The 26,820-nt window shown below is 44.3% G+C and carries 22 protein-coding genes and 1 tRNA gene; 6 read left to right on the top strand and 17 right to left on the bottom strand.

Annotated features, from left to right (window positions below; all coding sequences use genetic code 11):
• Positions 1–189: 189 nt before the first annotated feature.
• Positions 190–543 (bottom strand): hypothetical protein, encoded by a 354-nt coding sequence (locus tag ACYVNW_RS17240; RefSeq protein WP_460681161.1) that lies wholly within the window; start codon positions 541–543, stop codon positions 190–192.
• Positions 544–670: 127 nt separating this feature from the next.
• On the opposite strand from ACYVNW_RS17240, the gene ACYVNW_RS17235 reads away from it, so the two are divergent.
• Entirely contained in the window at positions 671–1,240 is a 570-nt protein-coding gene (locus tag ACYVNW_RS17235) for a cysteine hydrolase family protein (protein ID WP_460681160.1), read from the top strand.
• A 17-nt stretch (positions 1,241–1,257) separates the two neighbouring features.
• Here the strand turns inward: ACYVNW_RS17235 and ACYVNW_RS17230 are convergent, their stop codons facing one another.
• The 7 genes from ACYVNW_RS17230 to pth form a co-directional block, all read right to left on the bottom strand.
• On the bottom strand, positions 1,258–1,854 hold the full coding sequence (locus ACYVNW_RS17230; RefSeq protein WP_460681159.1) for a TMEM175 family protein: 597 nt from the start codon (positions 1,852–1,854) through the stop codon (positions 1,258–1,260).
• A 92-nt stretch (positions 1,855–1,946) separates the two neighbouring features.
• On the bottom strand, positions 1,947–2,630 hold the full coding sequence (locus ACYVNW_RS17225; protein ID WP_460681158.1) for a peptidase associated/transthyretin-like domain-containing protein: 684 nt from the start codon (positions 2,628–2,630) through the stop codon (positions 1,947–1,949).
• Between the two features lie 539 nt (positions 2,631–3,169).
• Positions 3,170–5,155, bottom strand: a complete 1,986-nt coding sequence (locus ACYVNW_RS17220) for a M1 family metallopeptidase (RefSeq protein ID WP_460681157.1) — start codon at positions 5,153–5,155, stop codon at positions 3,170–3,172.
• A gap of 209 nt (positions 5,156–5,364) precedes the next feature.
• Positions 5,365–5,712 (bottom strand): Spx/MgsR family RNA polymerase-binding regulatory protein, encoded by a 348-nt coding sequence (locus ACYVNW_RS17215; RefSeq protein ID WP_460681156.1) that lies wholly within the window; start codon positions 5,710–5,712, stop codon positions 5,365–5,367.
• Between the two features lie 12 nt (positions 5,713–5,724).
• On the bottom strand, positions 5,725–8,193 hold the full coding sequence (locus tag ACYVNW_RS17210; protein WP_460681155.1) for a TonB-dependent receptor domain-containing protein: 2,469 nt from the start codon (positions 8,191–8,193) through the stop codon (positions 5,725–5,727).
• A 150-nt stretch (positions 8,194–8,343) separates the two neighbouring features.
• The gene (locus ACYVNW_RS17205) at positions 8,344–10,773 is read right to left on the bottom strand and encodes a TonB-dependent receptor (protein WP_460681154.1); all 2,430 of its coding nucleotides are present in this window, start codon (positions 10,771–10,773) and stop codon (positions 8,344–8,346) included.
• Positions 10,774–10,950: 177 nt separating this feature from the next.
• On the bottom strand, positions 10,951–11,511 hold the full coding sequence (pth, locus tag ACYVNW_RS17200) for an aminoacyl-tRNA hydrolase (RefSeq protein WP_460681153.1): 561 nt from the start codon (positions 11,509–11,511) through the stop codon (positions 10,951–10,953).
• A gap of 605 nt (positions 11,512–12,116) precedes the next feature.
• Between pth and ACYVNW_RS17195 the strand changes: the two genes are divergently transcribed.
• On the top strand, positions 12,117–12,356 hold the full coding sequence (locus tag ACYVNW_RS17195) for a hypothetical protein (protein ID WP_460681152.1): 240 nt from the start codon (positions 12,117–12,119) through the stop codon (positions 12,354–12,356).
• Between the two features lie 19 nt (positions 12,357–12,375).
• Here the strand turns inward: ACYVNW_RS17195 and ACYVNW_RS17190 are convergent, their stop codons facing one another.
• The 3 genes from ACYVNW_RS17190 to ACYVNW_RS17180 all read right to left on the bottom strand — a co-directional run bounded on the left by ACYVNW_RS17190 (position 12,376) and on the right by ACYVNW_RS17180 (position 14,258).
• Positions 12,376–12,960 carry a 50S ribosomal protein L25/general stress protein Ctc gene (locus ACYVNW_RS17190; RefSeq protein WP_460681151.1) on the bottom strand — a complete coding sequence of 195 codons (585 nt, stop codon included), beginning with the start codon at positions 12,958–12,960 and terminating at the stop codon, positions 12,376–12,378.
• Between the two features lie 129 nt (positions 12,961–13,089).
• The gene (locus ACYVNW_RS17185; protein ID WP_460681150.1) at positions 13,090–14,034 is read right to left on the bottom strand and encodes a ribose-phosphate pyrophosphokinase; all 945 of its coding nucleotides are present in this window, start codon (positions 14,032–14,034) and stop codon (positions 13,090–13,092) included.
• A gap of 153 nt (positions 14,035–14,187) precedes the next feature.
• Positions 14,188–14,258 (bottom strand) — tRNA-Gln (locus tag ACYVNW_RS17180).
• Positions 14,259–14,464: 206 nt separating this feature from the next.
• Here ACYVNW_RS17180 and ACYVNW_RS17175 point away from each other — a divergent pair.
• The 3 genes from ACYVNW_RS17175 to ACYVNW_RS17165 all read left to right on the top strand — a co-directional run bounded on the left by ACYVNW_RS17175 (position 14,465) and on the right by ACYVNW_RS17165 (position 19,156).
• On the top strand, positions 14,465–17,608 hold the full coding sequence (locus ACYVNW_RS17175) for a protein O-mannosyl-transferase family (RefSeq protein ID WP_460681149.1): 3,144 nt from the start codon (positions 14,465–14,467) through the stop codon (positions 17,606–17,608).
• Between the two features lie 92 nt (positions 17,609–17,700).
• Entirely contained in the window at positions 17,701–17,889 is a 189-nt protein-coding gene (locus ACYVNW_RS17170) for a hypothetical protein (protein ID WP_460681148.1), read from the top strand.
• Between the two features lie 115 nt (positions 17,890–18,004).
• Positions 18,005–19,156 (top strand): acyltransferase family protein, encoded by a 1,152-nt coding sequence (locus tag ACYVNW_RS17165; RefSeq protein WP_460681147.1) that lies wholly within the window; start codon positions 18,005–18,007, stop codon positions 19,154–19,156.
• Between the two features lie 56 nt (positions 19,157–19,212).
• Here the strand turns inward: ACYVNW_RS17165 and ACYVNW_RS17160 are convergent, their stop codons facing one another.
• From ACYVNW_RS17160 to ACYVNW_RS17140, 5 genes are all read right to left on the bottom strand, one after another.
• Positions 19,213–20,133 (bottom strand): helix-turn-helix domain-containing protein, encoded by a 921-nt coding sequence (locus ACYVNW_RS17160; protein WP_460681146.1) that lies wholly within the window; start codon positions 20,131–20,133, stop codon positions 19,213–19,215.
• An 84-nt stretch (positions 20,134–20,217) separates the two neighbouring features.
• Positions 20,218–21,063: an SDR family NAD(P)-dependent oxidoreductase gene (locus ACYVNW_RS17155; protein WP_460681145.1), complete on the bottom strand. Its 846-nt coding sequence runs from the start codon at positions 21,061–21,063 to the stop codon at positions 20,218–20,220.
• 171 nt (positions 21,064–21,234) lie between these two features.
• Positions 21,235–21,978, bottom strand: a complete 744-nt coding sequence (locus ACYVNW_RS17150) for a hypothetical protein (protein ID WP_460681144.1) — start codon at positions 21,976–21,978, stop codon at positions 21,235–21,237.
• Between the two features lie 111 nt (positions 21,979–22,089).
• Entirely contained in the window at positions 22,090–23,943 is a 1,854-nt protein-coding gene (locus tag ACYVNW_RS17145; RefSeq protein ID WP_460681143.1) for a glycoside hydrolase family 97 protein, read from the bottom strand.
• Between the two features lie 427 nt (positions 23,944–24,370).
• A complete protein-coding gene (locus tag ACYVNW_RS17140; protein WP_460681376.1) occupies positions 24,371–24,535 on the bottom strand; it encodes a hypothetical protein in 165 nt (54 codons plus the stop codon).
• On the opposite strand from ACYVNW_RS17140, the gene ACYVNW_RS17135 reads away from it, so the two are divergent.
• A complete protein-coding gene (locus ACYVNW_RS17135) occupies positions 24,498–24,977 on the top strand; it encodes an outer membrane beta-barrel protein (RefSeq protein WP_460681142.1) in 480 nt (159 codons plus the stop codon). The genes ACYVNW_RS17140 and ACYVNW_RS17135 overlap by 38 nt on opposite strands.
• A 129-nt stretch (positions 24,978–25,106) precedes the next feature.
• Here the strand turns inward: ACYVNW_RS17135 and odhB are convergent, their stop codons facing one another.
• On the bottom strand, positions 25,107–26,693 hold the full coding sequence (gene odhB, locus ACYVNW_RS17130; RefSeq protein ID WP_460681141.1) for a 2-oxoglutarate dehydrogenase complex dihydrolipoyllysine-residue succinyltransferase: 1,587 nt from the start codon (positions 26,691–26,693) through the stop codon (positions 25,107–25,109).
• Positions 26,694–26,820: the final 127 nt, after the last annotated feature.

Genomic DNA, 26,820 nt, shown 5'->3' with positions numbered 1-26,820 from the left:
ATACAAAGTACGTCTAAATACAACCTATAGCGCTACAACAAAGCGGTGAACGGCAGTTTTTTAACGGTGAATATGCCAGAAACTCGGTTAATGGCAACTGTTTATCAGCAAGCAAGCGCTTACTTGTTAGATGCACATACAAAAGGCGCCTGTAATGGACGCCTTTTGTATAGTATGTTAAATTTTGGATTATTTAGCCCGCTTTAAAGTAGCGTGCATGGTTTGGCCGCCGTAGTCAATATCAATACCCACCGAGTCGGTATAATATTTTCCTTTATGCGGAATTTCCATTCCGTTCAGGTTAGAGCTGAAGGTAAACTCATCGCCTTTAATTTTTCCGTTTTCGATAGCGGCCGTACCAATCGGGCTTTCAATCGTTCCGGTGAGTTTATCGCCTTCAGTTTTAAAGTTGTAGCCTAATGAGTATTCACTGCCATCAGGGCCTTTTACACTACCTGTCCATTTGCCGGTTAAATCAGCCACAGCAGCTACTGCTGCTCCAATGCTGCCCACAAGCAGCAGCGCTATTAAAATTTTCTTCATGGTTTTAAATTAGTTTTTATGCTTATAAATATATGAGTTTCGCATCACTACTTTGTTACAAAACCATTAAATAATTATACGCCGGGCATCAGCAAACAAATGCCCGCTGCGGCAAATTATAGTTATTATGAGCAACATTAATTTCAACACTACAGCCCTGCTGATTATGGATTATCAGGCAGGTATTGCCGATAAAAGACCGGATATTGATGCTTTGGCTACAAAGGTAAACAACGCAGCAGCTGCTGCCCGCAAAGCTGGCATTAAAGTTATTTACTGCAAAGTAGGTTTCCAGGAAGGACACCCCGAAATAGGGCCGAATACGATGCCTTTCTTTCAGCAGGTAAAAGAAAACAATTTATTTAGCGGAGAGCAGAGCCAGCTAATTCCCCAGATACAGGTACAACCCGGTGATACGGTAATTGATAAAAAACGTTTTGGTGCCTTTACTGGCAGTAATTTAGCCACTATTCTTCAAGCCAATGGCATACGCAGCCTGGTGTTGGCAGGTGTACGTACCGCAGGCGTAGTACTCTCTACCCTGCGTATGGCAGCCGATATGGATTATCAGGTAAGCGTATTAAGCGATTGCTGTGCCGACCCTGACCCTGAAATTCATCAGGTGTTGATAGAAAAAGTATTTCCGCTGCAAGCTGATGTACTGAGCAGTGAAGAGTGGATAAAGAAGGTCAGCTAAAACAAGGATAGAGCGCTTTACCTGTGTTTCCTCATTTCATCCGGATACAGGATGCGCTCTACCCTTCTGTCGGGTACAAACCACATTACAGCTACCAGGCCGTAAACTACCATGCTGGCAGCAGTGCTGATAAAAGCTAACCCAATGGCGATGATATAGGCCAGTACTGATAATTTGCCTTTGCTGTCGTTACCAAAAGCACGGGTAATAATAGCTTCCTTCCCAGCATTTCGCATCAGTAGCTGCGCAAGCACAGCATAGGCTACTCCACACATCAGCAATATAAACCCGTACAAAATTACCGGCCATTGTGCAAAATGGTGTTCGCCCATCCAATCGGTTACAAAAGGCACCAGGGATAGCCAGAACAGCAAATTAAGGTTAGCCCACAACACCATACCACTGATGCGATCAACAGTATAAATCATGTGGTGATGATTGTTCCAGTAAATACCTACGTATACAAAGCTGAGAATATAACTTAAAAAGCGTGGTAGCACTGGAAGCAGATCGCGCAATTGGTCGCCGTGCGGCACCTTAAGTTCAAGCACCATAATGGTAATGATGATGGCAAACACACCATCGCTAAAAGCTTCGAGGCGGGAGGTTTTCATACGGCTGACTGAAATACGTTTTAAACAACAATGGCATTAATGCCGAATTTAAGCATTAATGCCATTGAAACAAATCTTCAGTACTATCTCTACTACTCCTGTAAAGTTAACCGTTGCTGGTGGCGTTTTTCTGGCGGCAGGGCTTGCCACTTTTTATACGAGTCGTTCACATACACGGCCAGCGATGGGCCGGTGTTGCTGCGCAGAAAAGCATAGCTGGGCCGGTAAAGGGTAATAAAGTCATCCAGGTCCTGCCCGCGCAGCGGCACCAGACTGCTTACATACAGTCGGTTGAATACCGAATCTACATGGCGCTCCTGCACTTCGCTTTCAAAATAGCGTTTCAGGCGGCGGGCCTGTTTGCCGCTGCGGCTAAACCAGGTGCTGGGCGACAGTGCATATACTTTACTGCGCTGGTATACTTCCGGGTACTCGGTACGGGGATCGAAACGGCGCGATGAATTGATGGTTACCTCGCGCAGTGCGATACTTTGCGAGCGCAGTTCAATTTTACGGCTGTTTAAATTCACCAGGTATAAGGTATCGGCCGTATAGCCGGGCGATGAAAAAATTAACGTATGCCCTATGGCAGTTGATATTTCAAATTCCCCTTTACTGTTGGTGAGTACGGCCTGTTTGTTATTGATATCCCGAACAAATACATTGTTCAGCCGGGTGCTGGTACCTAACTCTACCACCGAGCCTTTCAGGCTTTGCGCCTGCGCTGATGCCGCGCATAAAGTAATGAATAGTATAATGAGGTATCTGAGTTTCATAGTTATTAGGGTAACCTTTTTATTGAAATAATGGTTTTGTTGTGGGGGATGAAAAAGTGTTAAAATGATGTTTATGCTGGTTAGGTTTGTGCTATGTTGAATGTTGTTGTTCTTTTGTCTTGATACAAAAGAACTAAAAAATTAAGTACAGCCCGCTTAGGCTTTTTTGCCGCACAGGGCCTTGGCTGCAAAGGCGGTCAGCACCACAGGCTGTTTAGTGTTTGCGTATGAACAACTTGTGCTTTGCCTGTTGCCAGTGCAAACACTAAAAGGCCTTTACCTTGCGCTCAAGGCCACCATGTGCTGCCCGCCTTTCGCCCAAAGCTGAGGGGGCTGACAGAGGAGGAAGAAAATCAAGAGTCAATAGTCAAGAACCAAGAAAAAGAGGCAAAAGAAAAAACTCAGTCAGGCACAATTACACCATCACGTCATTGCGAGGAACGAAGCAATGATGTGATGGAAAGGTAGCTTTTCAAGAGTTAACAAAAACGCCACTGCTGATGTAAGCAGTGGCGTTTCATACTTATGCTGTTATTTTCTTATTGCTGTGTCCAAACATCGTTAGCCGAGTTGCTGTCGGGGAATACGTGGTCAGGGTCATAGGTTACCGACTGTATTTCCTCAGTTGACGGGTACATGAACGTCCAGGTGTTGTTGCGCATCCATATTTCAACCGGTAATTTTACACGGTCGGTTTTACCGCTCTTCAACTTTACCTCCAATACCACCGGCAGAGCCAGTTTCTCATTATTTGTCAGCGTAATCATAGCACCTTTGGCTGCATTGTTATCCACGTATTGTACGTTGGTTACACCTACATCCAGTTTCCAGTTGTTCTGGAACCAGCCGCGCCAGAACCAGCCTAAGCTTTCGCCGCCGGCATTCTCTATAGTGCGGAAGAAGTCATCAGGTGTAGGGTGTTTAAAGGCCCAACGGTTAATGTAGGTACGGAATGCAAAATCAAAACGCTCAGGCCCCATAATCTGCTCGCGCAACAATACTAAGCCCATGCTTGGCTTGCTGTACAACAAGGTACCAATGTTAGGCTCTTTCATGCCGGCAGGCTCAGTCATGATAGGCTCTAAACGATCATTGGCAATGTAAGGCGCAATGCGGTGCATATCCATTTTGCGCTTAGGCTGGTATTCGCCGTTATTGAAATCGGCAGTACTCAGTTCATTAATAAAGGTATTGAAACCTTCGTCCATCCAACCGTATAAACGCTCGTTTGAACCTACAATCATCGGGAACCAGGTATGGCCAAACTCATGGTCATTTACGCCCCAAAGGCTGCCGCCTTTGCTGCGGTAGCTACAGAATACAATACCCGGATACTCCATACCGCCAATATTGCTGGCTACAGCTGTAGCAGCCGGATAAGGAAACTCAAACCATTTCTTAGAGTTGTATTCAATTGATTTTTTTACATACTCGGTAGAACGGCCCCAGGCAGCAGCTCCGTCACTCTCTACCGGGTAAGCCGAAATAGCCAGCGATTTTTTACCGCTTGGCAAATCCATTTTAGCAGCATCTACAATAAATGAGGCTGATGATGCCCATGAAGCATCGCGTGCATTATTGATTTTAAAGTGCCAGGTGAGTTCTTTTTTACCGGCTGGGCGTGATGAAGCTTGGGTAACCTCGGCAGCCGAGCGAATGATTACTGTTTTTTCGCTTTGTGCCGCTTGTGCCCAGCGTTTTTGCTGCTCTGGGGTATATACATCCTGCGGGTTCAGCAACTCACCTGAAGACACCACAATGTGGTTGGCAGGTGCAGTGATATTCAAATCGAAATTACCATAATCCAGGTAGAACTCGCCCGGGCCATCATAAGGGTGGGTATTCCAGCCCAATACGTCATCAAACACACACATGCGGGGGTACCATTGTGCAATGGCAAATATCTTTCCATTTTGTGTGGCTTGGATACCGGTACGGTCGGCACCGTAATCAGGCTCAATAAAAGAGAAATCTACTTTGATTTTAATTTGACCGCCATTAGCTGCCAGCTCTTTAGGTAAGAACAGCTGCATGCGGGTATCATCAATTAAATATTTTACTTTGGTTACTACCTTGTTTATCTCTACGCTTACCGATTTAATGGTATAACCACTGCCGTTCTGGCCATTTACCTTGCGGTAGCGGCTACCGGTTTGTGGGGTAATAGCCTCACCGCGAGAATCGGGTTTGAAAATGTTCTGATCCAGCATCATCCACAAAAAGCCCAGCTTTTGAGGGCTATTGTTGGTGTAGGTTACCGTTTCGCTGCCGCTAATTTCACTGGTTTGGTCGTTCAGGCGGGCCGAAAGCACATAGTCGGCACGGTTTTGCCAGTACTTGGAGCCAGGCTCGCCGCTGGCAGCGCGGTACTCATTGCCGTTGTGGTTGTAAAATACCGGGGCAAAGGCATCATGGTAATTGTAATTGGTGGCGGTTGCTGCGGCAGCGGGCTGTTGTTGCGCCCGGCTTAAACCGGCAGTTGCCATTAAGGCCAGCGATAAGCCGGCTGCAAGGTACTGCTTCATTACGGTTATAAACTTTAAAATCAGTTAATAAAGCAATTATACTATTAATTAGATAAAATAGATATAAGTAATTTTAAAGTTACAGCCCCTTGCCCCCTAAAGGGGGAATAGAAGTTTGAAGTTTTGATATAAAGAGAAAGGACAAAAGATAAGGGAAATAAATCCTTTGTCTTTTGTCCTTTCTCTTTTATTAAACATCTTGACTGCCTCTATCTCTCAAAATGTTCAGCATACACTTTCTCATCAAAGCCGAAATACAGAAAACCGTTATCTTCTATGACCGGGCGTTTGATCATGCTGTTTTTTTCCTGCAATAGCGGCAGGGCTTCGGTGGCGGAAATAATGGTTGCTTTAACAGCCGGATCCAGTTGTTTCCAGGTGAGCCCCTGTTTGTTCAAAAACTTTTCGTAACCGGTTTTCTGGTTCCATTCTTCCAATTTTTCGGGCGTGATGCCCAGCTTTTTGAAATCATGAAACTCAAAAGCTACCTGATGGACTTTCAGCCAGTCGAGCGCTTTTTTTACGGTGTTACAATTCGGGATGCCATAAACTTTCATGCCGTAAAAGTATTAGTTTGCGCTTTTACCGCCGCCTTTATCATCATTATTGATACTGCGCTGATTCTTTTTAATATCAGCTTTTAGTTTACCAAAACGATAATTTAGGCTAAAGCTAAAAGAACGGTAATAGCTTTGTGAAAATGTATTTTGTTCAAAGTTAGGGCCCGAGGTAGTGCGTACATAGTCACGGAATTTTGAGAACGGATTGGCTACGCTGCCCGAAAAAGTTAATTTATCTTTAATAATTTCTTTATTCAAGCTAAAGGAAGAATAATTGTAAGCGTTGGACTGACCTTGCAGCGTAATGTACGGACTGTTATAACTGTAATTGGCATTCACCCGCCAGCCTTTATTAAATTTATAACCGGTTGAAGCAAAGAAATAACCTTGTAAACCTTCATTTTCGGTTCTTACACCATTTACTATACCATCAATCCACATATAATTGAGGTTACCATTAAGGCTTACATTCCATGCTTTAGTGATGGGGTAGTTAATGTTAAAGTTACTGCCTAATGCTTTATTGTGCCCGATGTTTTCGTAAGTGGTTAAAGTTACTTTGGTAGCCGGGTTGTAAGTATCTACCTGCTGGATGGAGTTGTTAGAGAAGCGGTAATTCAGGCCGATGTTAATAGAACCTTTTTTAAACTTGCTGTAACCTATCTGCAGGTTATTGCTCACCACCGGTACCAGGTTTGGATTACCGGTAGATTGGAAGTTAGGATTAGAGCGGTCGATAAAAGGATTCAGGTTATAAATTTCGGGGCGCTGTATACGCTGGGTAAAACCGAAGTTAACGCTGCTGTTGTCTTTAAACCGCTTGTTAATGGATATAGAAGGGATAAGGTTTAGGAAGTGACGGTTCAGGTTGGTGCCGTTGCTAATAAAATCAGCATCGATAATGGTTTCCTCTAAACGTAAACCACCTTTAAAGGCAATACCCTTATAATTATAAGTATAAGAGTTGTAAGCTCCAATTACATACTGGTAGTTTTGGTACCGGTTGGAAAGCGAGTCAACGCGATTGTAAGTCAACCCGGTAGCATCTGCTGCTTGATCGTAGCCGAAGTCACTGTTATTATCGCGTAGAATACCTTTAATACCGGCTTCAATGGTTAATTTTTTCAGTGGGTGCACATAATCAACCTGTATGGTTTGCTCTTTAGACTGGCTGTTGTTCAGCTGCTGATAGTTAGGGATGTTATAGTACAGCCGGTTGTCAATATTCAGGTTATTAAAGCTGTCATCATTCCATACACTGTATTTGTATGATAAAGTTAAGAGTTGCTCTTTGTTACGCTTAAAACCCAATTGATAATTTAATGCAGCATCAATACCATTGTAATTACTACGCCCGAAATTGTTATTGTTGTATCGCTGCAATATGGTATCCGCAATAGTGTTGGTGAGCACTGATGCCTGGAAAGAATTATTATTGCTCTTGCCTCCATTAAAGTTTAACTCCGCAGTTAACAAGTTAAGGGTATCTATCTCGTAACTCAACTCGGCACCCAAATAGCTATAATTGCTTTTATAGGTTTGGTTACCATCCTGTACCAAGCGGGTAGATGAGGTATCGTTATTCGCCATGGAGCCACTGAAGGTACGGCGGGTACTTGAACTGCCAGTGGTAGGTTGCTTAAACCTGTTGGTACCAAAATAAGTAGACAAACCAAACTTTCCCTGCTTAACCGTTAATGAGCCGCCTGCGCCAGGACCACCGGTAGGTGTACGGTAGTTGAGGTTTACACTGCCATTATAACCGTTATCCAGTTTCTTTTTGGTAATGATGTTGATCAAACCTTCTAAACCTTCACTGTCATATTTGGCAGGTGGGTTAGTAATTACTTCAATTTTTTCAATGGATGATGCCGGCATAGCTCTGAACACATCTTTGGGGCTACGTGCTACTAAGCTTGAAGGTTTTCCATTAATTAATATCTTGTAACTGCCGCTACCTTTCAGCTTAATGTTATCATCAGCATCCAGCGAAATCATGGGAACCTTGCGCAGCATATCGAGCACATTGAGTACCTTGTTTTCAGGATCGGCCTGTATATCGTAGCTAATGCGGTCAACCTCTTGTTTAATAATAGGTTTAACCGCCGTGATTGATACTTCGCCTAACTGTTTGCTGCTGGCACTCATCAAAATTTTACCTACAGCAGTAGTACCTTCTTTGGTGGTTACATTAACACTTTTGTTTTGATAACCTACAAAAGCCAGTACCAATTTGTAAGCTTTAGGTTGCAGTTTTGCCAGTTCAAAACTGCCATCGTCTTTACTTAAACTACCTTTAACAGGTTGGTTAGTCTTGGCATCGAGCACTGATACGGTTACATAGCCCAAGGGCTTGTTGGTAGCTGAATCAATAACGCTGCCTTTGATATTGGTGGTACCTGCCGGGGCAGTAGTTTGTGCGGTGGCAGCAACAGACAGGCAGAAAACTGATAGTACTGCCAGTAAAAATTGTCTCATAAGGTTTATTCAGTTGAGTGCTGCAATATACCCATCAAATTACAGCATTTGTATTATTTTAACAGTTTTTAACTAAAATCTTAGTTTTATAACTGTTTTGTTACAAAGGAAGAACAGTCAGCAAAATCAGTGACTGTTCTGCCTTAAGTATTAATGACTGCTTCCACTGCTTACATCATCATTTTGAATGCCACGCTGGTTTTTCTTGATGGCAGCATTCAATTTACCGAATTTATAAGTAAACCCTATGAACACATTAGCGTAACGGTTATAATTTGTATTGATGGTATAAAAATCGGGCGTACGGGTATAAAAATCCAGTTTATTGAACTTACTGAAAGGGTTGTTGAGTGATAAACTAATTGAACCTTTACCTTTCAATATATCCTTGGTACTGCTAAATCCATAACCTAACCAATAATTATCTACTCCTTGAAGTAGTACCCAGCGGCTATCGAAATTCACGTTGGCGCTTACCCGGAAGCCATCTTTTATTTTGTAACCAAAATCGGAGAAAGCATAGCCCTGTACACCATTATTGCTAATGAAATTGCCATTGTAGGTGCCTTTTATCCATACCTCTTGCGCACTGGCGTTCATGTTGAGTGTCAGTTTTTTGGTGATCGGGTAATTGGTGCTGCCATTAATACCTAAGCTTTGGCGTGAGCCTGCGTTTTGGTAGGTAGTGTACGAAACATTATTGGCCCCAACCGTAGTTACACTTTGCGCTGTATTGCTGGCTGTAGAGTAGAATAAGCTCAGGTTAATAGAACCCTTAGCAAAATTACTATAGTTCAACTCAATATTGTTATTTACCGCCGGGCGCAGGTTTGGATTACCCTGGTTGATATATTTTACGTTTGAGCTATCTACAAACGGATTAAGCTGCCAAATACCGGGGCGTTGGATGCGCTGGGTGAAACCGGCGGTTAAGCTGAAATTTTTAAAGCTGCGCTGGATAGAGAACGATGGGATCAGGTTATTATAATTTTGATTAACCACACTGCTGGTTGAGGTAAAATTGGCATCAACTTTAGTATGCTCCAGGCGCAAGCCACCTTTAATGGCCCATTTTTCCAGCTTAAGCGAATACGTATTGTAAACGCTTATCACATCCTGCTTGTAATCAAAATTGTTGGTTTGCTTAGGGTCTGTTACGTAAGCATTCAAGTTGCTGTTAAAAATATCGTTTTGAAAATCGCTATAATTATTACGTAAGATGGCCTTCGCTCCTGCCTCAATACTTAATTTTTTTACCGGGTGTGCATAATCAGCCTGAATAGTATGTTCCGTACTGCCCGAATTATTGAACTGGCGGTAATTATCGTGCAGATAGTTATTAAGCTCGGTGAAAACAGAATTGGTAAATTGCTTATTGCCAAAGCTGCTGTATTTATATGATAAAGTAAGTAACTGCTCTTTGCTGCGTTTAAAACCCAATTGATAATTTAATGAAGCATCTTTACCATTATAAGTGCCTTCGCCATCGTTAATTTGCCGGTATGATTGGTTAGCTGCATTGTTGTCTGTTTGTAAAGTGAACTGGTTAAAATTTTGCAGGTTGCTTCCATTATAAAAACTGAAGGAGCCGGTAATCAGGTTCAGGGTATCGGCCTCAAAGCTTAACTCAGCGTTGGCATAAGTATTATGCCCACCGTTGGCGCGGCTACCATCCTGCGTTAAAGTACCGGTGGTAGCACCAGTGGCCGCATTGTAAAAGGTGGTCATGTTATTAAACGGGTTATCCAGCGTTTGCCTTTTGTTATAACCTACATAACCATTTAACCCAAACTTTCCCTGCTTTACACTACCGTTAAAATTGATGCCCGGCCCCCATACGTTGTTATAGCGGGCACTAATGTTACCATTATAACCCTGATCGCCATTCTTTTTGGTAATGATGTTGATGATACCGGCCAAACCTTCGGCATCGTACTTGGCCGGAGGTGTAGTAATCACCTCAATTTTTTCGATGTTACTCGCCGGCATTGCTTTCAATACATCTGATGGGTTACGGGCCATTAATGACGACTCTTTACCGTTGATAAGTATTTTATAGTTGTCCTGCCCCCGCAGCTTTATGTTATTATTACCATCTACCGAAAGCATGGGCACTTTGCGCATCATATCCAGCGCAGTGAGCGATTTCACTTCCGGATCGTTCTGCACACTATACCCAATGCGGTCTACTTCCTGCTTAACCACCGGCTTTAACGCGGTAACCGATACTTCTTTTAATTCGTTTTTGGCAGGCACCAGTTTCAACTGGCCTAAATTAATATCGTCATCAGTAACTTTTAAGGTGATGTATTTGCTTTGGTACCCCACAAAAGCCATCGCCAGCTGATAAGTTTTGGCTGGTATTTTAGTTAACTCAAAACTGCCATTGTCTTTGGTTAAGGTACTTTTAATGGGCTGACTGGTTTGGGCATCGCGCAGGGCGATGGTGGCATAGCTTACGGGCTGTTTGGTAGCCGAATCAATGACTGTACCGCGGATGGTAACAGATTTTACTGTGGTTTGCGCATGGGCAATAAAACCCATGAAGATGCACAGCAATGCCGGCAATAGCTTTTTCATTTTGTGTGATAAGTTGTGTTGATGGATATACAAACCCGCAACCGTTGCTGCGAATTATCGATAAGACGTTGTTTACCCGCCTTACGTTGCATATAGGTTTAAATATTTCTCAAAAATAAAAAAGCCCCAGTATGGGGCTCTCCTTTTAACATATTTTAACCTTATTTAACATTAGAGCTACTTGTTGAACTTGGTCATGGTCAATTCGGTGCCAATGGTGGCAAAGCTTTTAATCATTTCAATCGAGCGGTCAATCAGGGCCGGCAGTTCCGGTTTCTCATCCTCGTCAAAACCACCCAGCACATAGTCTACCTGACGGCCTTTAGGAAAATTATCGCCGATACCAAAACGCAGGCGGGCATAGTTGTTATGCCCTAAAATCATTTCAATATTCTTGAGTCCGTTATGTCCGGCCGCACTACCTTTGGGTTTAAGGCGTAGGGTACCCAGGGGCAAAGCCAAGTCATCCACCAATACCAGTACGTTTTCAATGGGAATGCGTAGTTCCTTCATCCAATAGCTTAAAGCTTTACCGCTCAGGTTCATGTAAGTAGTTGGCTTAATTAAATGCAGTGTGCGGCTTTTGTATGGTATTTCGGTGTAATAGGCCAAGCGCATATTATAAAACTTGTTGTTTTCCTGCTTCACCAGTTCATCCAGTATCATGAAGCCAATATTATGGCGGGTATCGGCATACTCAGGGCCAATGTTGCCTAAGCCTACGATGAGGTATTTCATTATTCTTCAGTTATTATCACAGCCGGGTAGGTTTGCTGTGCTGGGGCAAAAGTAGTTAAAATTCAGAGCGGATTGATGAGGGAATAACTGTTTGGTTTGTGGTTAGTGCTGTTATGATTGGCAGTTTACTTTTTGCTTGATCAAAAAGTAACAAAAAATCAAGTACAGCCCGCTTAGGCTTTTTGCCGCACAAGGCCTGCCCTGCAAAGACGGTCAGCACCACAGGCTGTTTAGTGTTTACGTATGAACAAGTAGTGCTTTAATCAGTGTTGGTGCAAACACTAAAAGGCCTTTTCTCTGCGCTCAGGGCCACCCTGTGCTGCCCGCCTTTCGCCCAAAGCTGAGGGGCTGACGGGGAAAGGAGAATCAAGAGTAAAGAGCCAAGAATCAAGAAACAACTGGTACCACACCCATCGCCACCACGTCATTGCGAGGAACGAAGCAATCTCTCAACGCCCGACTAAGACAAGGCGCATAGAGATTGCTTCGTTCCTCGCAATGACGTGGAAGATAACAAAATGTCACATCTCATCCTGTTCATTCTTAAATTCTATCAATCCTATTATAGGCAACTATAAACACAGAACCTCCCATATTCTCACCATGTGGCCTTGGCTTTTTCGGCCACCACTACCGGTCGCCTGCTCACTGCACACCTCAAAGAAAAAGACGCAGCCACGAGTTTTCTTTTTGGTTCTTTTTCTTTTGCGGAAAAAGAAAAAGAACATCCACTGACATTTATAACTGGCAACCCCGGCCTAACGAAGAAACACCAAACACTCAACACAAACAAAACTCCTATAAAACACAAAAGCGGCAGCACAAAATGTACTGCCGCTTTGTAAGCTTGAAAAAGCGCTAAAATTACTTTTTGCCTGAAGCTGCTTCTTGTTCTGCCTGACGCAGGGCACGAGAAGTAGTTACAGATACGATGGTATCTTCAGGAGTGTTGGTAATCGTCAGGTTTGGAACGCTGATTTCACGTACACGTACTGATTTACCTACTTCTAAACCTTCAATGCTTACTTCAATAGCATCAACATGGTCTTTAGGTAAGCCTTTTACACGCAGCTTGCGTAATTTTTGCACCAGTTTACCACCCATTTTTACACCTGGAGAAGTACCGGTTAAAGCAATTGGAATTTCAATGGTTACGGGTTTGTTTTCGTTCAATTCCATAAAATCAACGTGAATAATTTCGCTGGTTAATGGGTGGAATTGAAGATCTTTCAAAATAGCTTTGGTAACAGTACCGGCAATATCTAAATCTACAAAGTATACTTCAGGGGTATATACAATAGTTTTTAAATCGGCAGCCGCCACTGCAAAATGTGATTGGGTAGCACCGCCGTACAATACTGCAGGTACCTGGCTCTGGTAACGCAGCTCCTTGGCATCGCGTTTCCCTACGTTCTCTCTCGGAGAACCGCTAATAGCAATTGATTTCATTTTTTATTATTTGTTATTTGTTGTTGTTTCATAAATGACCGCTCATGGAACAAATCATCTACAATATTTTATTTGTTTATTCAGTTAATGATGTCGATACTACTACGAACCATCAACTATAAGCAATATTTAATCTACTTTGAACAACTGGCTGATAGAGCCATGCTCATTTACGTTCATAATGGCACGGGCAAACAAATCGGCCGTTGACAATACCTTAATTTTGCTGCTTTCGTGTTTCAGCGGAATGGTATCAGTGACAATTAGCTCAGTTAAAGCCGAATTTTCAATGGTTTCATAGGCTTTACCTGAAAGTACCGGATGCGTACATACCGCCCTTACACTGCGGGCACCACGCTCCATAATCAGTCCGGCTGCTTTTGAAAGCGTACCTGCAGTATCTACAATGTCATCGATCAATACAATATCCTGCCCGGTTACATCGCCAATGATGGTCATTGATTCAATTTCGTTGGCACGTTTACGGCGCTTGTCGCAAATCACTACCTCGGCGTTAAAAAACTTGGCAAAGGTACGGGCGCGGTAAGAGCCGCCCATATCAGGCGAAGCGATGGTCAGGTTTTCCAGGCCCAAGCTTTTGATATAAGGCACAAAAATAACCGAAGCATCCAAGTGATCTACCGGAATATCAAAGAAGCCCTGTATTTGCGCGGCATGCAAATCCATCGTCATTACCCGGTGGGCACCGGCTGCAGTAAGCAGGTTAGCCACCAGTTTTGAGCTGATTGCCACACGGGGCTTGTCTTTACGATCCTGACGGGCTAAACCAAAATACGGAATTACCGCAGTAATGTAATGCGCTGATGCACGGCGGGCGGCATCAATCATCATCAGCAGTTCCATTAAATTATCGGTAGGTGGATTGGTAGACTGGATAAAGAATATATCGCAGCCGCGTACAGATTCATTAATATGGGGCTGAAACTCACCATCGCTGAAACGCGAGATGGTCATATCACCTAAATCCCTTCCGTAAGAAGAGGCAATCTTTCCGGCCAGCTCCTGAGAGCCTGAACCTGCAAATAACTTAACAGAGTTAAACTGTAAAGGCATCTTGATTTTGGATTTCGGATGCTTGATTTCGGATGTTTAAATTTCCGCTATCTGCATCCCGCTATCAAACCTGTATAAAAAACAATCGGATTTCAGTTTTTCTATTCGAACTTACATCCGAAATTGAAACTCCGAAATCCGAAATCTAATTTGTTGCCCGACCAGGATTCGAACCTAGACAAACGGTACCAAAAACCGTCGTACTACCATTATACTATCAGGCAAGCCTGTTTTCGGTTGGCGTCCCTTCCGAAATCGAATGCAAATATAGAACGCTTTTTTAAATTGTCAAAACCATTTTTTAAAAAATTTTTCAATTCACTTTGTCTCAACCGGTTAATGGTTAAAATTTGTTAAAGCTGCCTCTTGGTACCGATAGTTTTGCTAATTTCGGCAGCTAAAACTGTACTTACTGTATTATATTTAAACAATGAGTTATACAAAAACCAATAACCTGTTTGGCTGGCTGGTATTCTTAGTGGCTACGCTTACTTATGTTCTTACACTCGAGCCTTCTGCCAGCTTTTGGGATTGCGGCGAATTCATCGCCTGTATTTACCGCCTCCAGGTAGCCCACCAGCCAGGTGCGCCCCTGTTTACCATGATTGGTAAATTCTTCTCGCTTTTTTCATTCGGCGACTTAACCAAAGTGGCTTACTGGACTAACATGGCCTCGGCTCTGGCCAGCAGTGCTACCATATTGTTCTTGTTCTGGACCATTACTGCCCTGGCTAAAAAATCATTGGTGAAAGGCGGCCAGGCCATTACCTCCACTCAGCAGATATTGATTATTGGTGCCGGTTTGGTAGGCGCATTGGCTTATACATTTTCCGATACTTTCTGGTTCTCAGCCGTAGAATCTGAGGTATATGCGCAATCATCATTATGTACTGCCGTAGTGTTCTGGGCTATCCTGAAATGGGATACCCATGCTGACGAGCCCCGCGCCGACCGATGGCTGGTGTTCATTGCCTACATTATGGGTTTATCCATCGGTATACACCTGCTCAACTTGCTGGTAATTCCGGCTATTGCTCTGGTAATTTATTTCCGCCGCACGGCAAAACCTACCTGGAGAGGTGGCATAATTGCTTTTATAGTAAGTATAGTGGTGCTGGGCCTTATTTTATGGGGCATCATCCAATTTACAGTTAAAGGCGCCGCCTTCTCCGATTTATTATTCGTGAACACCCTACATATGGGTTTTGGCACTGGTGCAGCTATCTTCTATTTATTGGTGTTTGCCACTATAGTTGCAGGTATTTACTATACCGTAACCCAGGCTCATGCTGCTGTTATTATTGCCGCTATTACTTTTGGCCTGGCTTTGCTGGCCAGTGGTGGTATTATAGGCTTGGTGATTGCGGTGGCCATCCTGGCGTTTTTAGAGTATGTGCTTAAAGTACGCCAGCGCCGCTATATGTTGAATATGGTATTGATTAGCGCCCTGTTTATTCTGTTTGGATACAGCTCTTTTGTGATGATCATCATCCGCGCCAAAGCGCAAACTAACCTGAACAACAGTGACCCGCAGGATGCCTTTGCCTTGAATAGCTACCTCAACCGCGATCAGTATGGAGAAACGCCTTTACTGTACGGCCAGTATTTTGACGCCAAACCAGTAAGCCAAAGCGAAGGCGCTACACTTTACCGCCGTGGCGCAACCCAATATGAAGTAGCCGGCAAAAAAATTAAAACTGAGTACGACCACAATACCCTGTTCCCCCGTACCTTCAGCGATAAAGCCGGGCATCCGCAGTTTTACCGCCAATGGTTGAACCTGGGCGAAAACGATTCGCCTACCCTGAAAGATAATTTAGGGTTCTTCTTCAGCTGGCAGGTATACCAGATGTACACCCGCTACTTTTTATGGAACTTTGTAGGCCGCACCAATGAGATGGACGGCCAAAACGATTCGAACGGCATTGACGGCAACTGGATCAGCGGCTTCCAGTTTAATAAGGCATTCCCTTATTCGGTTACCCAAAGCAAGTCTTACAACCGCCTGTTCGCACTGCCGCTGATTATCGGCATTTTCGGTTTGATTTATCACTTTAAATGTGACGAAAAAGATGCAGGCGTGGTGGCTATCCTGTTCTTCTTTACCGGTTTGGCTATTGTACTGTATCTGAACCAGGACCCTAACCAGCCACGCGAACGTGACTATGCTTATGCCGGTTCTTTCTACGCTTTTGCCATCTGGATAGGGTTAGGCGTAATTGCCATTGCCGATTTGCTGAGTAAAAAGCTTAATGCTAAAACCAGCGGCATAATTGCCACAGTAGCCTGCCTGCTGGCAGCGCCTGCACTGATGGCCAGCCAGGAATGGGACGACCACGACCGCTCTACCAAACTCACTCCGCATGACATGGCCTGGAACTATTTAAACTCTTGCGCCCCGAATGCTATACTATTCACTTATGGGGATAACGATACTTACCCGTTATGGTATTTACAGGAAGTTGAAAACGTACGCCCCGATATACGCATTGTAAACCTGAGCTTACTGGGTACCGATTGGTATATACGCCAGATGAAGCAAAAAATGAATGAATCGGCCCCATTGCCGATTACCATGGCAAACGACAAATTTGCGGCCGGTGTACGAGATGTACTTTATTTTAACGACCAAAAAATCACCGCTCCTACGGAGGTAAAAGAAGTGTTCGACTTTTTAACTTCTGACAACCCTAATGTAAAAGTACAATATGAAGATGGCGGTGCAGCAGTAAATTACCTGCCTACCAAAAACTTTAAAATTACTATTAACCCGGCAGAGGTTATCAGCACCGGCACTGTACCTGCACAGGATGCAGCGAAGATTTTACCGGTAATGCAGTGGACATACCCTTCTAATTATGTAACCAAAGATAACCTGGCCATGCTGGATATTTTGGCCCACAACAACTGGAAACGCCCAATCTATTTTGCCAACACCGTGGGCAGCGATAACCTGATTGGAATGGATAAGTACCTGCACGATGAAGGCTTTGCGATGCGCCTGCAACCTGTACAGCCCGATACCGCGCAAACTGAAGGCGGTGCGACCAACACCCTGATTATGTATAATAACATGATGAACAAATTCAGATACGGGCAAATGAAAACCGCCAGGTATCTCGATCATGAATCATTGGTGATGTTCTACCCTATCATTTTGCGCCAGTTTATTACTCTGGCTGAAAACCTGCAGAAAGAAGGCCACCCTGATCTGGCTAAAAACATCATTCGCAAATATGATACAGTAATGCCCGACCTGATGCCGTATAGCGAGGTAGCCGGTCGTAAATATTACCTGATTGACAATGCCTTTAAGTTAGGCGAAACTGCCCTGGCTGTAAAATGGACCAACCACCTGGATGATTACCTGAAGAACCTGTTGGATTACCAATACACCAATATGCAAAACGGTAATAGTGTTAATCAGCGCGATATCCAATTAAGCCTTTCAGTAATTAATGCCCTGATTGGTACTACACAGCAGGCCAAGCAAACTGCCCTGAGCAACAAGCTAAGCGCCCAGATGAAAGATTACGAAGGCAAATTTGCCTCAGTAATGAGCAGTAGGCAGTAAATCTTCTTGCTCAAAATAAAAAAAGCCGGTGTTTATCAACACCGGCTTTCTTTATTTTACTGACATACATATGCCACTGCTGCGCACAGCGGGTGCAGCACTACGCAGCAGGCGCAGCACCCGAAGCAGCGCGAAGCACCCGCAGCGCTACGCAGCAGGCGCAGCAGTGGCATATGCATGTCAGTACAGGGAGCTCAAACTTTGTCATTGCGTTTGATAGCGGGGCAACCGCTTATGGTACAAAGGCGCAGATGTATCCGTACAATGACCATATTGATTAATTATTTCCTTAATATGTATTTGGCAATGAGTAACTAAATCATTTAAAAGGAGGCGAGTACAACATCAAGAACTATATTGCATCTTATTATCATATCGTTCAACTTACCTTATACCATGACCACCAATACCCAACCTGTCATTCCCGAACACCCTAAAACTAAACTGGTTTATATAGACAACATTAAGATAGTACTTACGGCTTTGGTAGTCATTCATCACGCCTTAGTAACTTACGGTGCGCCGGGCGGATGGTACTACAGTGAAAAAACGACTTTGCTCATACCCAAATTGTTGATGACAATTTTGGTATCGGTCAACCAATCGTTTTTTATGGGTTTCTTCTTCTTTTTGTCGGCCTTGTTTATCCCGTCATCATATGACAGGAAAGGGCCTGTTAAATTTGTGGCCGACCGCCTGCTAAGGCTCGGCCTGCCGCTGGCCTTTTACTCATTTATCCTTTCGCCGTTTTTAAGTTACCTCACTTATTATTTTGCTAAAGGCAATCACATTACTTACACGCAATACTTAAGTGGCTTTGATGACTGGATAGATTTTGGTGTGTTGTGGTTTGTAGCTGCGCTTTTACTGTTCACACAGGTGTATGTAGTATACAGGCTAATCATTAACAAGGTCGCACCTCTTTTAGCTGCGCCAAAAGCCAGGCACATTTGGTGGTTTGCGGCAGGTGTGGGCCTCATTAGTTTTTTGGTTCGTATTATTTTTCCAGTGGGCTGGACACTGAAGCCACTGGGCTTTCAGTTAGGGCATTTCCCTCAATACATCGCCTTGTTTATACTGGGTTTGATGGCAGCCCGTAATCAGTGGCTGCACCAGTCTACCGCAAGCATGGGTATCAAAATGCGCCGCTTTGCCGTATGGCTGGCTATCGTTATGTTCCCTTTATTTTTTATTGCACGCATGGTATTTAAGTTTCCGGTTGAGCAATTTAGTGCAGGTGCACACTGGCCGCAGTTGTGGTATGCCCTGTGGGAACAAGTGCTGGGTTTTAGCATTGCCACCGCTTTTTTGTGTATCGGTAAAGCTAAATGGAACAAGTCTTCACCTTTTCTTGCCAGCCTGTCGCGCAGTACGTTTGCAGTTTATATTTTCCATCCACTGGTGCTTGTTAGCCTCTCCATGCTGCTGAAACCCTGGCAGGCTGATCCGGCTTTGAAATGCTTGGTAGTAGCGCCGCTGGGTGTAATATTAAGTTTTATATTAGGCAGCGTTGTAGTGCATATACCGGGTGTAAAGCGTGTTGTTTGATGGGTGCTGCCACCTTTTAAAAACCGCTCTAACTATTCACCTACTGCTTTTAGCTATTAATTAAACGAACGCCTGAACTCCAGAGGCGAATAGTTAGTCTTGGTTTTAAAGAGCTTGCTGAACGACTGTGAATGCTCAAACCCCAATGCATAAGCCACTTCACTTACCGATAAGTTGGTAGTAGACAGTTTTTCTTTCGCCTTTTCAATTAGCTTATGATGGATATGCTGCTGTGCATTTTGCCCGGTAAGTGAGCGCAGCATATCACTCAGGTAACTTGGCGATAAGTTTAACTGTTCGGCCAGATAAGCTACAGTCGGAATACCTTGATTTAACAAGCTATCGTTGTTAAAAAACCGGTTCAATACCTCTTCCATTTGCTGCAATAAATTATGGTTGATGGCTTTGCGGGTAAGAAACTGGCGTTTGTAAAAACGGTTGGCATAGTTAAGCAAAAGTTCAATTTGCGAAATCACTACATCCTGACTAAAATCATCAATCCGGCTGTTAAGCTCCGTTTCAATCATCTTAAAAATCGCCATCATGGTTATCCTTTCTTCTTCCGAAAGATGAAGGGTTTCGTTAGTTGTATATGAAAAGAACCCATATTCTCGGATGTTTTTGGCTAAAGCAGTACCCAACAAAAAGTCGGGATGAATGAGCAGCGTATACTCAGAGCATACACTAGCATCGTTATCATTAGGGCCCACAATCTGGCCCGGGGCAGCGAACAGGAGACCGCCTTCGTCAAAATCATAATAACTTTGTCCGTATTTGAGTTTACCCCCCAGGCGGGGCTTGTACGAAATTTTGTAAAAGCTCAGTACATGTAGTTGCGGTAGATTACTCATATCAACAGTGCCATGCACACCGTTAATTAAACTAATGAGCGGATGCTTGGGCTTGGGCAAACCAAAAACCCGGTGCGCATCAGATAGTGAGTCAAATTTATACGGCGTATTTTCTTCCCGTTTCATGGTTAATGTTTATTACAATAATAACCGATATTCATTCAAATACCGGTTATCATCTGTTTCTGAGCTATAGTATTTACATTTTGCTTACTTAGGCTCACCCTGAGCAGCGTTTGAAACCTCTGCCCATGCTTCCCATTCAGCCAAACGCGCCTGGTAAGCTGTGCGTGTCCAGGGCAGGTTATGGCTACCCAAAAAGAACCGCAGCGGCGGGTTTTCGGCGTCTACGATCTGGAAGAGTGCCTGTGGTGTAGCATTAGGGTCGCCCCTTTCCATCGTTCTTAAGCTACCAAAAAACTGTTCTTTAAAGTTAGTGTAGACGTCCATTCCCGCAGCAAATTTCAATGAATCCGGGCTGCCAAATTCTGTAGCATATGCGCCAGGCTCAATGATGGTAACTTTGATACCGAAAGGTTTTACCTCGGCGGCCAAACTTTCGTGTATGGCCTCAAATGCCCACTTTGAAGAGCAATAGTAACCGATAACCGGCAAAGTAACATGCCCCAAATTACTCGATGTGCCCAGAATATGCCCGAACCCCTGCTCACGCAATAGCGGTAAAACCGCCTGTATCACCGCAACCGGCCCCAATACATTGGTTTCATACAACGCCGTGATGTCATCGGCACTGGCCTCCTCAATGGTACTTACCAGAGAATAGCCGGCATTGTTTAATACCACATCTAACCGGCCAAAGTGCGTATGCGCCTGTGTTACCACTGACTTTACCTGCTCGGGGTTTGTTACATCCAGTTCCAGCGTTAATACCTGCTCGCCGTACTTTTCTTTAAAATCGGCTATGCTTTCCAGTTTACGTGCTGTGGCAGCTACCTTGTCGCCACGCTGTAAGGCGGCCTCGGTCCAAACGCGCCCAAATCCTCTCGAAGCGCCGGTGATGAACCATACTTTATTACTTTCTTGTTGCTGTGCCATAAGTTTATGTTATTAATTTTTAACAACACAAAGTTGGGCAGAAGGTACGGCCCGTTTGTAGCCTAATTGCGGATGTTTGTAGTGAAAATGAGGGAAAACAATAGCAATAAAAAAAGTGGTTGGTACAAAACCAACCACTTTAAGCCTACAATGTGTGTATGGATGCAGGTTTTACTTTTTTCCTTTAAGTTCTAATTTACCGTCGCCGCTTGTCAAAATATCTATAATGATTTTCTGGTAGAGTGCTACGTTGGTGGTGCTGTTAATCAACACAGCGCCATTAGTGCGGGTGGCATTATCAATTTGCTGTGCCGAGATGTTGCCGAACATTTTGTTCAGGTGCAGGTTCAGTTTGGCTACGAAGTTGTTTTTACCATCAACGGTAAGATCATTTAACGAAGCTACCAAGATCAGGTTATCATTAAAATCAAATTCGATAGGTACGGTGGTGCCTGCTTTGGTAGTATAAGTGCCTTTTAACACCAGTGGCATAGCAGTGCCTGTGGCTTTTACCAATTGCACTTTTAGTTCTACATGCGTGTAAGTGCCTTTGGGTAAGGTGGCTTTAATAGTTGATGGGTTAAGCGCCAATAAATCTACATTGGCCAATCCGGCAGAGCTGACCTCATAAGAGCTGCCATCCTTTTTAGCTTCCAGCTTGAATTTGCTGATGTTGGCAATGGCATCCGTCCATTTTACCGAGGCTATTGCAGGTGTAGTTGCTGTAGCAAAGGTTGCCAGCTGGCCACTACCGTTGGTTGTAGCCACAGTTACTAAGGTGTTGTCTGATGCCATACCGAAAGAAACATCGGCATCAGCTGAAGCTGTGGTGTTGTCTTTTTTGCAGGCCGACAGGCTTAACAAGCCAACTAAAGCCAGTGATAAACCGGTTGAAGTAAAATTTTTAATCATCATTAATTAGGGGGTTTGTAACTTATTTGTTACGAATATAATAAACAGAATGATGATTACAAGTATTAAAACAGAAATATTAATCTCAGCAATATCAGCTTTTATCTGTTGGATTTACCGGGGGCGAAAAATGGCAACCAAACCATCGCCAGAAGTCAAATTAACCGTGAATTTATCTTTGCTATTTACCGTTTTACTATTAGCTGCGGTTATGTTGCCTATAACTTTACAACTGTAATTGGCTTTATTCAAAAATGAAAGCGGTATGCTCAAAGTTCGGGTTTGTTTATTGTTCAGGACTGCTAAAAACCAAGTGGTTCCGCTACGACGGGCCATTACACAAACCTCACCAATGGCACTTGCAGGCAGTACCCTGGTTTCATCCCAAACACTTGGGATGGCTTGCACAAATGGCAGTGCTTCACTTTTTAACAATTTGGCAGGGTCTACGCCCAAGCATAAAAATGGCGAGGTAAAGGTAACTACCGTAGCTACCTGGTGCGCAAGTGTGGTGGAAGATACAAACTTATCCATGCTCAAGGGCGTGTAATCGCCGTGCCCGGCCAGGTAACGGGTAAACGGAATAATGGTATTATGTGTAGGATAATCCGTACCATCGCTATACTCCAGCCCACGAACAGCTTCTCTTGACAGCTCATTGGGCCAGGTACGGCTTTGGCCGGATGGTTTACCGGCACCATGAAAATCGATCATGAGCTGCAGTTTTGCCGCCTCACGACTGGCACGATTATAAAAATCCATCATGGCTTGTGTTTCGCTGCTCATGAAGTCGATTTTAACACCCACAATGCCCGTTTCGTGGCATTTGCGGAAGAAGTCCATCATATATACCGAGTCTTTGAGGCCGGGTATGCCGTTGTTATCCGGGTAGGCTGCCCAGACCCATATTTTAACTTTTTTGGCAGCCGAATAATCCACCAAATCTCTCATCATCTGCCACTTGTCTTTACCGGGCTGCTGCCAGCGGCCCCAACCGTCATCTACCAAATTGTATGGTATGCCGCACTGCGAGGCCAGGTCTGAAAACCGGCGCATATTTTCGGGGGTTACACTGCGGTTGTCCGTCATCCATGACCATACACTTTTACCCGGCTTAATCCAATCGGTATTAAACCCTTTGGGGAACAATGCCGGGTCAGGTTTGGGCGAAAGGCTGGCGATGATATCATTGTTGACCAACGCATCCAAATCCCGCCCGATGGTGATGATACGCCAGGGCGTTTTTATGTTACCGGTTAATTTTACTTTGCCATCAAGCGAAGCATGAAATGCATTGCTACCCGTAGCCTCCAGGTGCATACCCGCGTAATGGTTTACATCAGCTTCAACAATAGCCGCATAACATTGCTGATGCGGCAGCACCATGGTAAGCGGTAAACCAATGGCCTGGCCAGTCTTGATTTCGGCAGGCTTGTTTTGTTTATACTCACCTTCGTAATTCTGTACATCACCCTGCCACCACACCTGCGCCTGCTCCGGCACAGCAAAAGTAGTAAGTTCATGATTCAGGGTAGCACCCCTACGGTAGGGCATCAAATACCTGAAAGCTACACCGTTATTGAACACCTGCATTTCAATCACCAGTTGATTAACAGTGCTTGTACGATTGGTATGAATGGTGGCCGCCGTTGCGTAATGCTGTGCGGTGCTATGGTTACCGCGCCAGGCAAAGCGCTCCTGAATAAGTTTAGATTTGGAAGAGACCAATTTGCCACTACCTGCATATGCAGTACTATCAATAAATAAACCCATACGCGAAGGCTCGAGTACCGGCTGGCCCCGGTATTGTACGGCATATTGCAAACTCCCATTGGCAGTAAAAACAGTGGCTACTACATTTTGATCCGGACTTTTGACTGTAATTTTATTCTGCTGTGCACTCAGGTTGAAGTAACAGATAATAAAGGAAATCAGAAGTAAAGGGCGCAGCAGCAAATGCAGTTTCATGGCAGTGTTTGATATGATGGTTAGATGTGACATTGTAACCGTTACTATTAATTATTTGCCTTAGTAGCAATGGATTAGAATGTGAGGTAATATAAGAGTTTTAGATAAATTTTTAATAAATAATGTCATTTAAACATTTATTGAAATGAGATCAAACTAACATCCTTGTTTTTATTCAGGCTATCGACTGCTCATCGGCCAATACTACTTAATAATTGCTGCCGCTATAAGGATTTTTATGCTATGTGAAGCACTAAATAATGACTGGGATGATTGGATTTAAGTACTCGTGTGAAAGACTCAAACCACTAAAGAAAATCTTATCTTAGCGCCTTACCATATCACAATTCATGAAAAAACTTTTATTTACCTTCGGTTTTTTACTGTCTGTTTTTACCTCCTATGCCCAGTATTATGGAGATGGTAGTTATCCGGCAGTAACATTCGGCTTAATTGGCGGTTCAAATTTCGCATATTTACGTCCAACCACGCCACATCGGCAATAGGTTACTACAGATGCTTCCACACCTTTCTCATTAGGCTTAACAGCCGAATTGCGGTTCAATGATTTCTTTTCTTTACGTCCTGCCATATTTTATGCCGGTAAAGGCGGCACTTTGAATCCGGTATATGGGGATGATTTTTTTAACAATGTCTCCGTGTTCGAAGAGTATAAATTACATTATTTAGAAGTTCCGCTGAATGCAATAGGGCACATACCATTAGCAAGCGGTGCCGATATATTTCTGGGTGCAGGTCCTTTCTTTTCATGGGGTTTAAATGGAGTAAATAAGCAAACCATAAGTACAGGTGATCCGATAACTTATAAAATCACTTATGGCACCAACGGCGATTTTAAACGAATTGACGCTGGCATTACCAGTGTATTTGGTTTTCAAACTGCCAGCGGCACTAGCATCAGCGGCAATCTGGAATTTGGATTAACCAATATTATGCAAAAAAATACGACTGGATTTGATGCTACTCAACTTAAAACTGTCACTTTTTATTTGGGTATAGGTCAACGTTTTTAAATTCCTTCCTATTTTTCTTGCTCCTAGATGTTTCCAAATCGAAGCTATATGCCTGTAGTTTTTAACCACCACATAAACGCAAAAAGCCCGGCTCAACACCGGGCTTTCTTTTTATATCATAACAAAAGCTTATACACCTAACAGTAAACGTGCTGGGTCTTCCAGCAGTTGTTTTACGCGTACCAGGAAGCTTACCGATTCACGGCCGTCAATGATACGGTGATCGTATGACAAGGCTACATACATCATCGGGCGAATCACCACTTGTCCGTTTACGGCTACCGGGCGCTCCACAATGTTGTGCATTCCCAAAATTGCCGATTGCGGTGCATTGATGATCGGGGTCGACATCATGGAACCGAACACACCACCATTAGTAATAGTGAAGGTACCACCAGTCATGTCCTCAATGGTCAGTTTGTTTTCGCGGGCTTTACCAGCCAGGGTAACTACAGCCTTTTCAATTTCGGCCAGCGTCATGGCATCGGCATTGCGAATGATGGGCACCACCAAACCTTTAGGGGCCGATACGGCGATAGAGATATCAGCGTAGTTACTGTATACCACTTCTTCGCCTTCAATGCGGGCACCTACGGCAGGCCACTCTTTCAGGGCCTCGGTAACCGCCTTGGTGAAGAACGACATAAAGCCTAAGCCCACGCCATACTTTTCTTTGAATTTATCTTTATACTTGGCACGTAATTCCATAATCGGCTGCATATCCACCTCGTTAAAGGTAGTCAGCATTGCGGTTTCATTTTTAACGCTTACCAAACGGCGGGCTACGGTTTTACGCAGGTTCGACATTTTTTCGCGGCGCTCACCCCGGGTTCCGGTTGGCGTGCTTTGCGCAGTTTGCGGAACAATTTGAGGCGCTGAAGAAGCCGGCGACTGTGCGCTTTTCGGCGAAGCCGATGGTGCAGCTTTCTCTGGCTGCTTGGCGTTAATGGCATCCTCTTTGGTAATACGGCCACCTACACCGGTACCGCTTACGCCGTTGGGCTCAATGCCTTTTTCGGCCAGTATTTTACCGGCAGCCGGCGATGGCGTACCTGCCGCGTAACCACCTGCCTGTGCAGCCGGTTGTGCCGAGGCTTGGGCAGCAGGCTGGCTTGGTGCGTTTTGCTGTGCAGGTGCAGTACCTGCGCCAGGCGTAATAGAACAAACTACCGCGCCAATAGCTAAAGTATCACCTTCGTTGGCAATGGTTTTTAAAGTACCTGCGCTTTCGGCAGTGAGTTCAAAAGTGGCTTTATCAGATTCCAGTTCGGCAATGGCTTCGTCCATGGCTACTTCCTCGCCGTCTTTCTTAATCCAGCGCGATAGGGTAACCTCAGTGATCGACTCACCCACTGGCGGAACTTTGATTTCTACCGGGGCAGCATTGGCAGCCGGAGCGGCAGGTGCGGCTTCAGCTTGCGGTTGTGCGGCCGGGGCAGTCTCTTGTTGCGGTGCTGCCGGTGCAGCAGCAGGCGCAGCACCACCATCTTCAATTTTGGCTACTACAGCGCCAATAGGCAGGGTATCACCTTCGGCTGCAATGGTAGTTAAAGTTCCGGCTTGTTCGGCAGTAAGCTCAAAGGTAGCCTTGTCTGATTCCAGCTCGGCTATTACTTCGTCCATTTGTACAGCATCGCCCTGCTTTTTTACCCAGCGCGATAAGGTAACTTCGGTAATGGATTCGCCTACCGGCGGAACTTTGATTTCTAAACTCATGGTTGAAGTTGTTATGTTTTTATATTTAGCTTACAATGCAAGCTTGTCTACTTTTTTATAAAGTACCGTTGTCATCCTGAGCTCCGTCGAAGGATAGTCGCACCCACTGCTCCGATGAGCGTCTCTG

Source organism: Mucilaginibacter koreensis (assembly GCF_054783355.1).
The sequence above is the reverse complement of the archived record's forward strand: the minus strand, read 5'-3'. Positions and strand labels throughout refer to the sequence as shown.

Coding starts and splice junctions, on each gene's coding strand:
- ACYVNW_RS17240 (WP_460681161.1), bottom strand. CDS start 543: ATGAAGAAAATTTTAATAGCGCTGCTGCTTGTGGGCAGCATTGGAGCA.
- ACYVNW_RS17235 (WP_460681160.1), top strand. CDS start 671: ATGAGCAACATTAATTTCAACACTACAGCCCTGCTGATTATGGATTAT.
- ACYVNW_RS17230 (WP_460681159.1), bottom strand. CDS start 1,854: ATGAAAACCTCCCGCCTCGAAGCTTTTAGCGATGGTGTGTTTGCCATC.
- ACYVNW_RS17225 (WP_460681158.1), bottom strand. CDS start 2,630: ATGAAACTCAGATACCTCATTATACTATTCATTACTTTATGCGCGGCA.
- ACYVNW_RS17220 (WP_460681157.1), bottom strand. CDS start 5,155: ATGAAGCAGTACCTTGCAGCCGGCTTATCGCTGGCCTTAATGGCAACT.
- ACYVNW_RS17215 (WP_460681156.1), bottom strand. CDS start 5,712: ATGAAAGTTTATGGCATCCCGAATTGTAACACCGTAAAAAAAGCGCTC.
- ACYVNW_RS17210 (WP_460681155.1), bottom strand. CDS start 8,193: ATGAGACAATTTTTACTGGCAGTACTATCAGTTTTCTGCCTGTCTGTT.
- ACYVNW_RS17205 (WP_460681154.1), bottom strand. CDS start 10,773: ATGAAAAAGCTATTGCCGGCATTGCTGTGCATCTTCATGGGTTTTATT.
- pth (WP_460681153.1), bottom strand. CDS start 11,511: ATGAAATACCTCATCGTAGGCTTAGGCAACATTGGCCCTGAGTATGCC.
- ACYVNW_RS17190 (WP_460681151.1), bottom strand. CDS start 12,960: ATGAAATCAATTGCTATTAGCGGTTCTCCGAGAGAGAACGTAGGGAAA.
- ACYVNW_RS17185 (WP_460681150.1), bottom strand. CDS start 14,034: ATGCCTTTACAGTTTAACTCTGTTAAGTTATTTGCAGGTTCAGGCTCT.
- ACYVNW_RS17175 (WP_460681149.1), top strand. CDS start 14,465: ATGAGTTATACAAAAACCAATAACCTGTTTGGCTGGCTGGTATTCTTA.
- ACYVNW_RS17165 (WP_460681147.1), top strand. CDS start 18,005: ATGACCACCAATACCCAACCTGTCATTCCCGAACACCCTAAAACTAAA.
- ACYVNW_RS17160 (WP_460681146.1), bottom strand. CDS start 20,133: ATGAAACGGGAAGAAAATACGCCGTATAAATTTGACTCACTATCTGAT.
- ACYVNW_RS17155 (WP_460681145.1), bottom strand. CDS start 21,063: ATGGCACAGCAACAAGAAAGTAATAAAGTATGGTTCATCACCGGCGCT.
- ACYVNW_RS17150 (WP_460681144.1), bottom strand. CDS start 21,978: ATGATGATTAAAAATTTTACTTCAACCGGTTTATCACTGGCTTTAGTT.
- ACYVNW_RS17145 (WP_460681143.1), bottom strand. CDS start 23,943: ATGAAACTGCATTTGCTGCTGCGCCCTTTACTTCTGATTTCCTTTATT.
- ACYVNW_RS17140 (WP_460681376.1), bottom strand. CDS start 24,535: ATGGCAGGACGTAAAGAAAAGAAATCATTGAACCGCAATTCGGCTGTT.
- odhB (WP_460681141.1), bottom strand. CDS start 26,693: ATGAGTTTAGAAATCAAAGTTCCGCCGGTAGGCGAATCCATTACCGAA.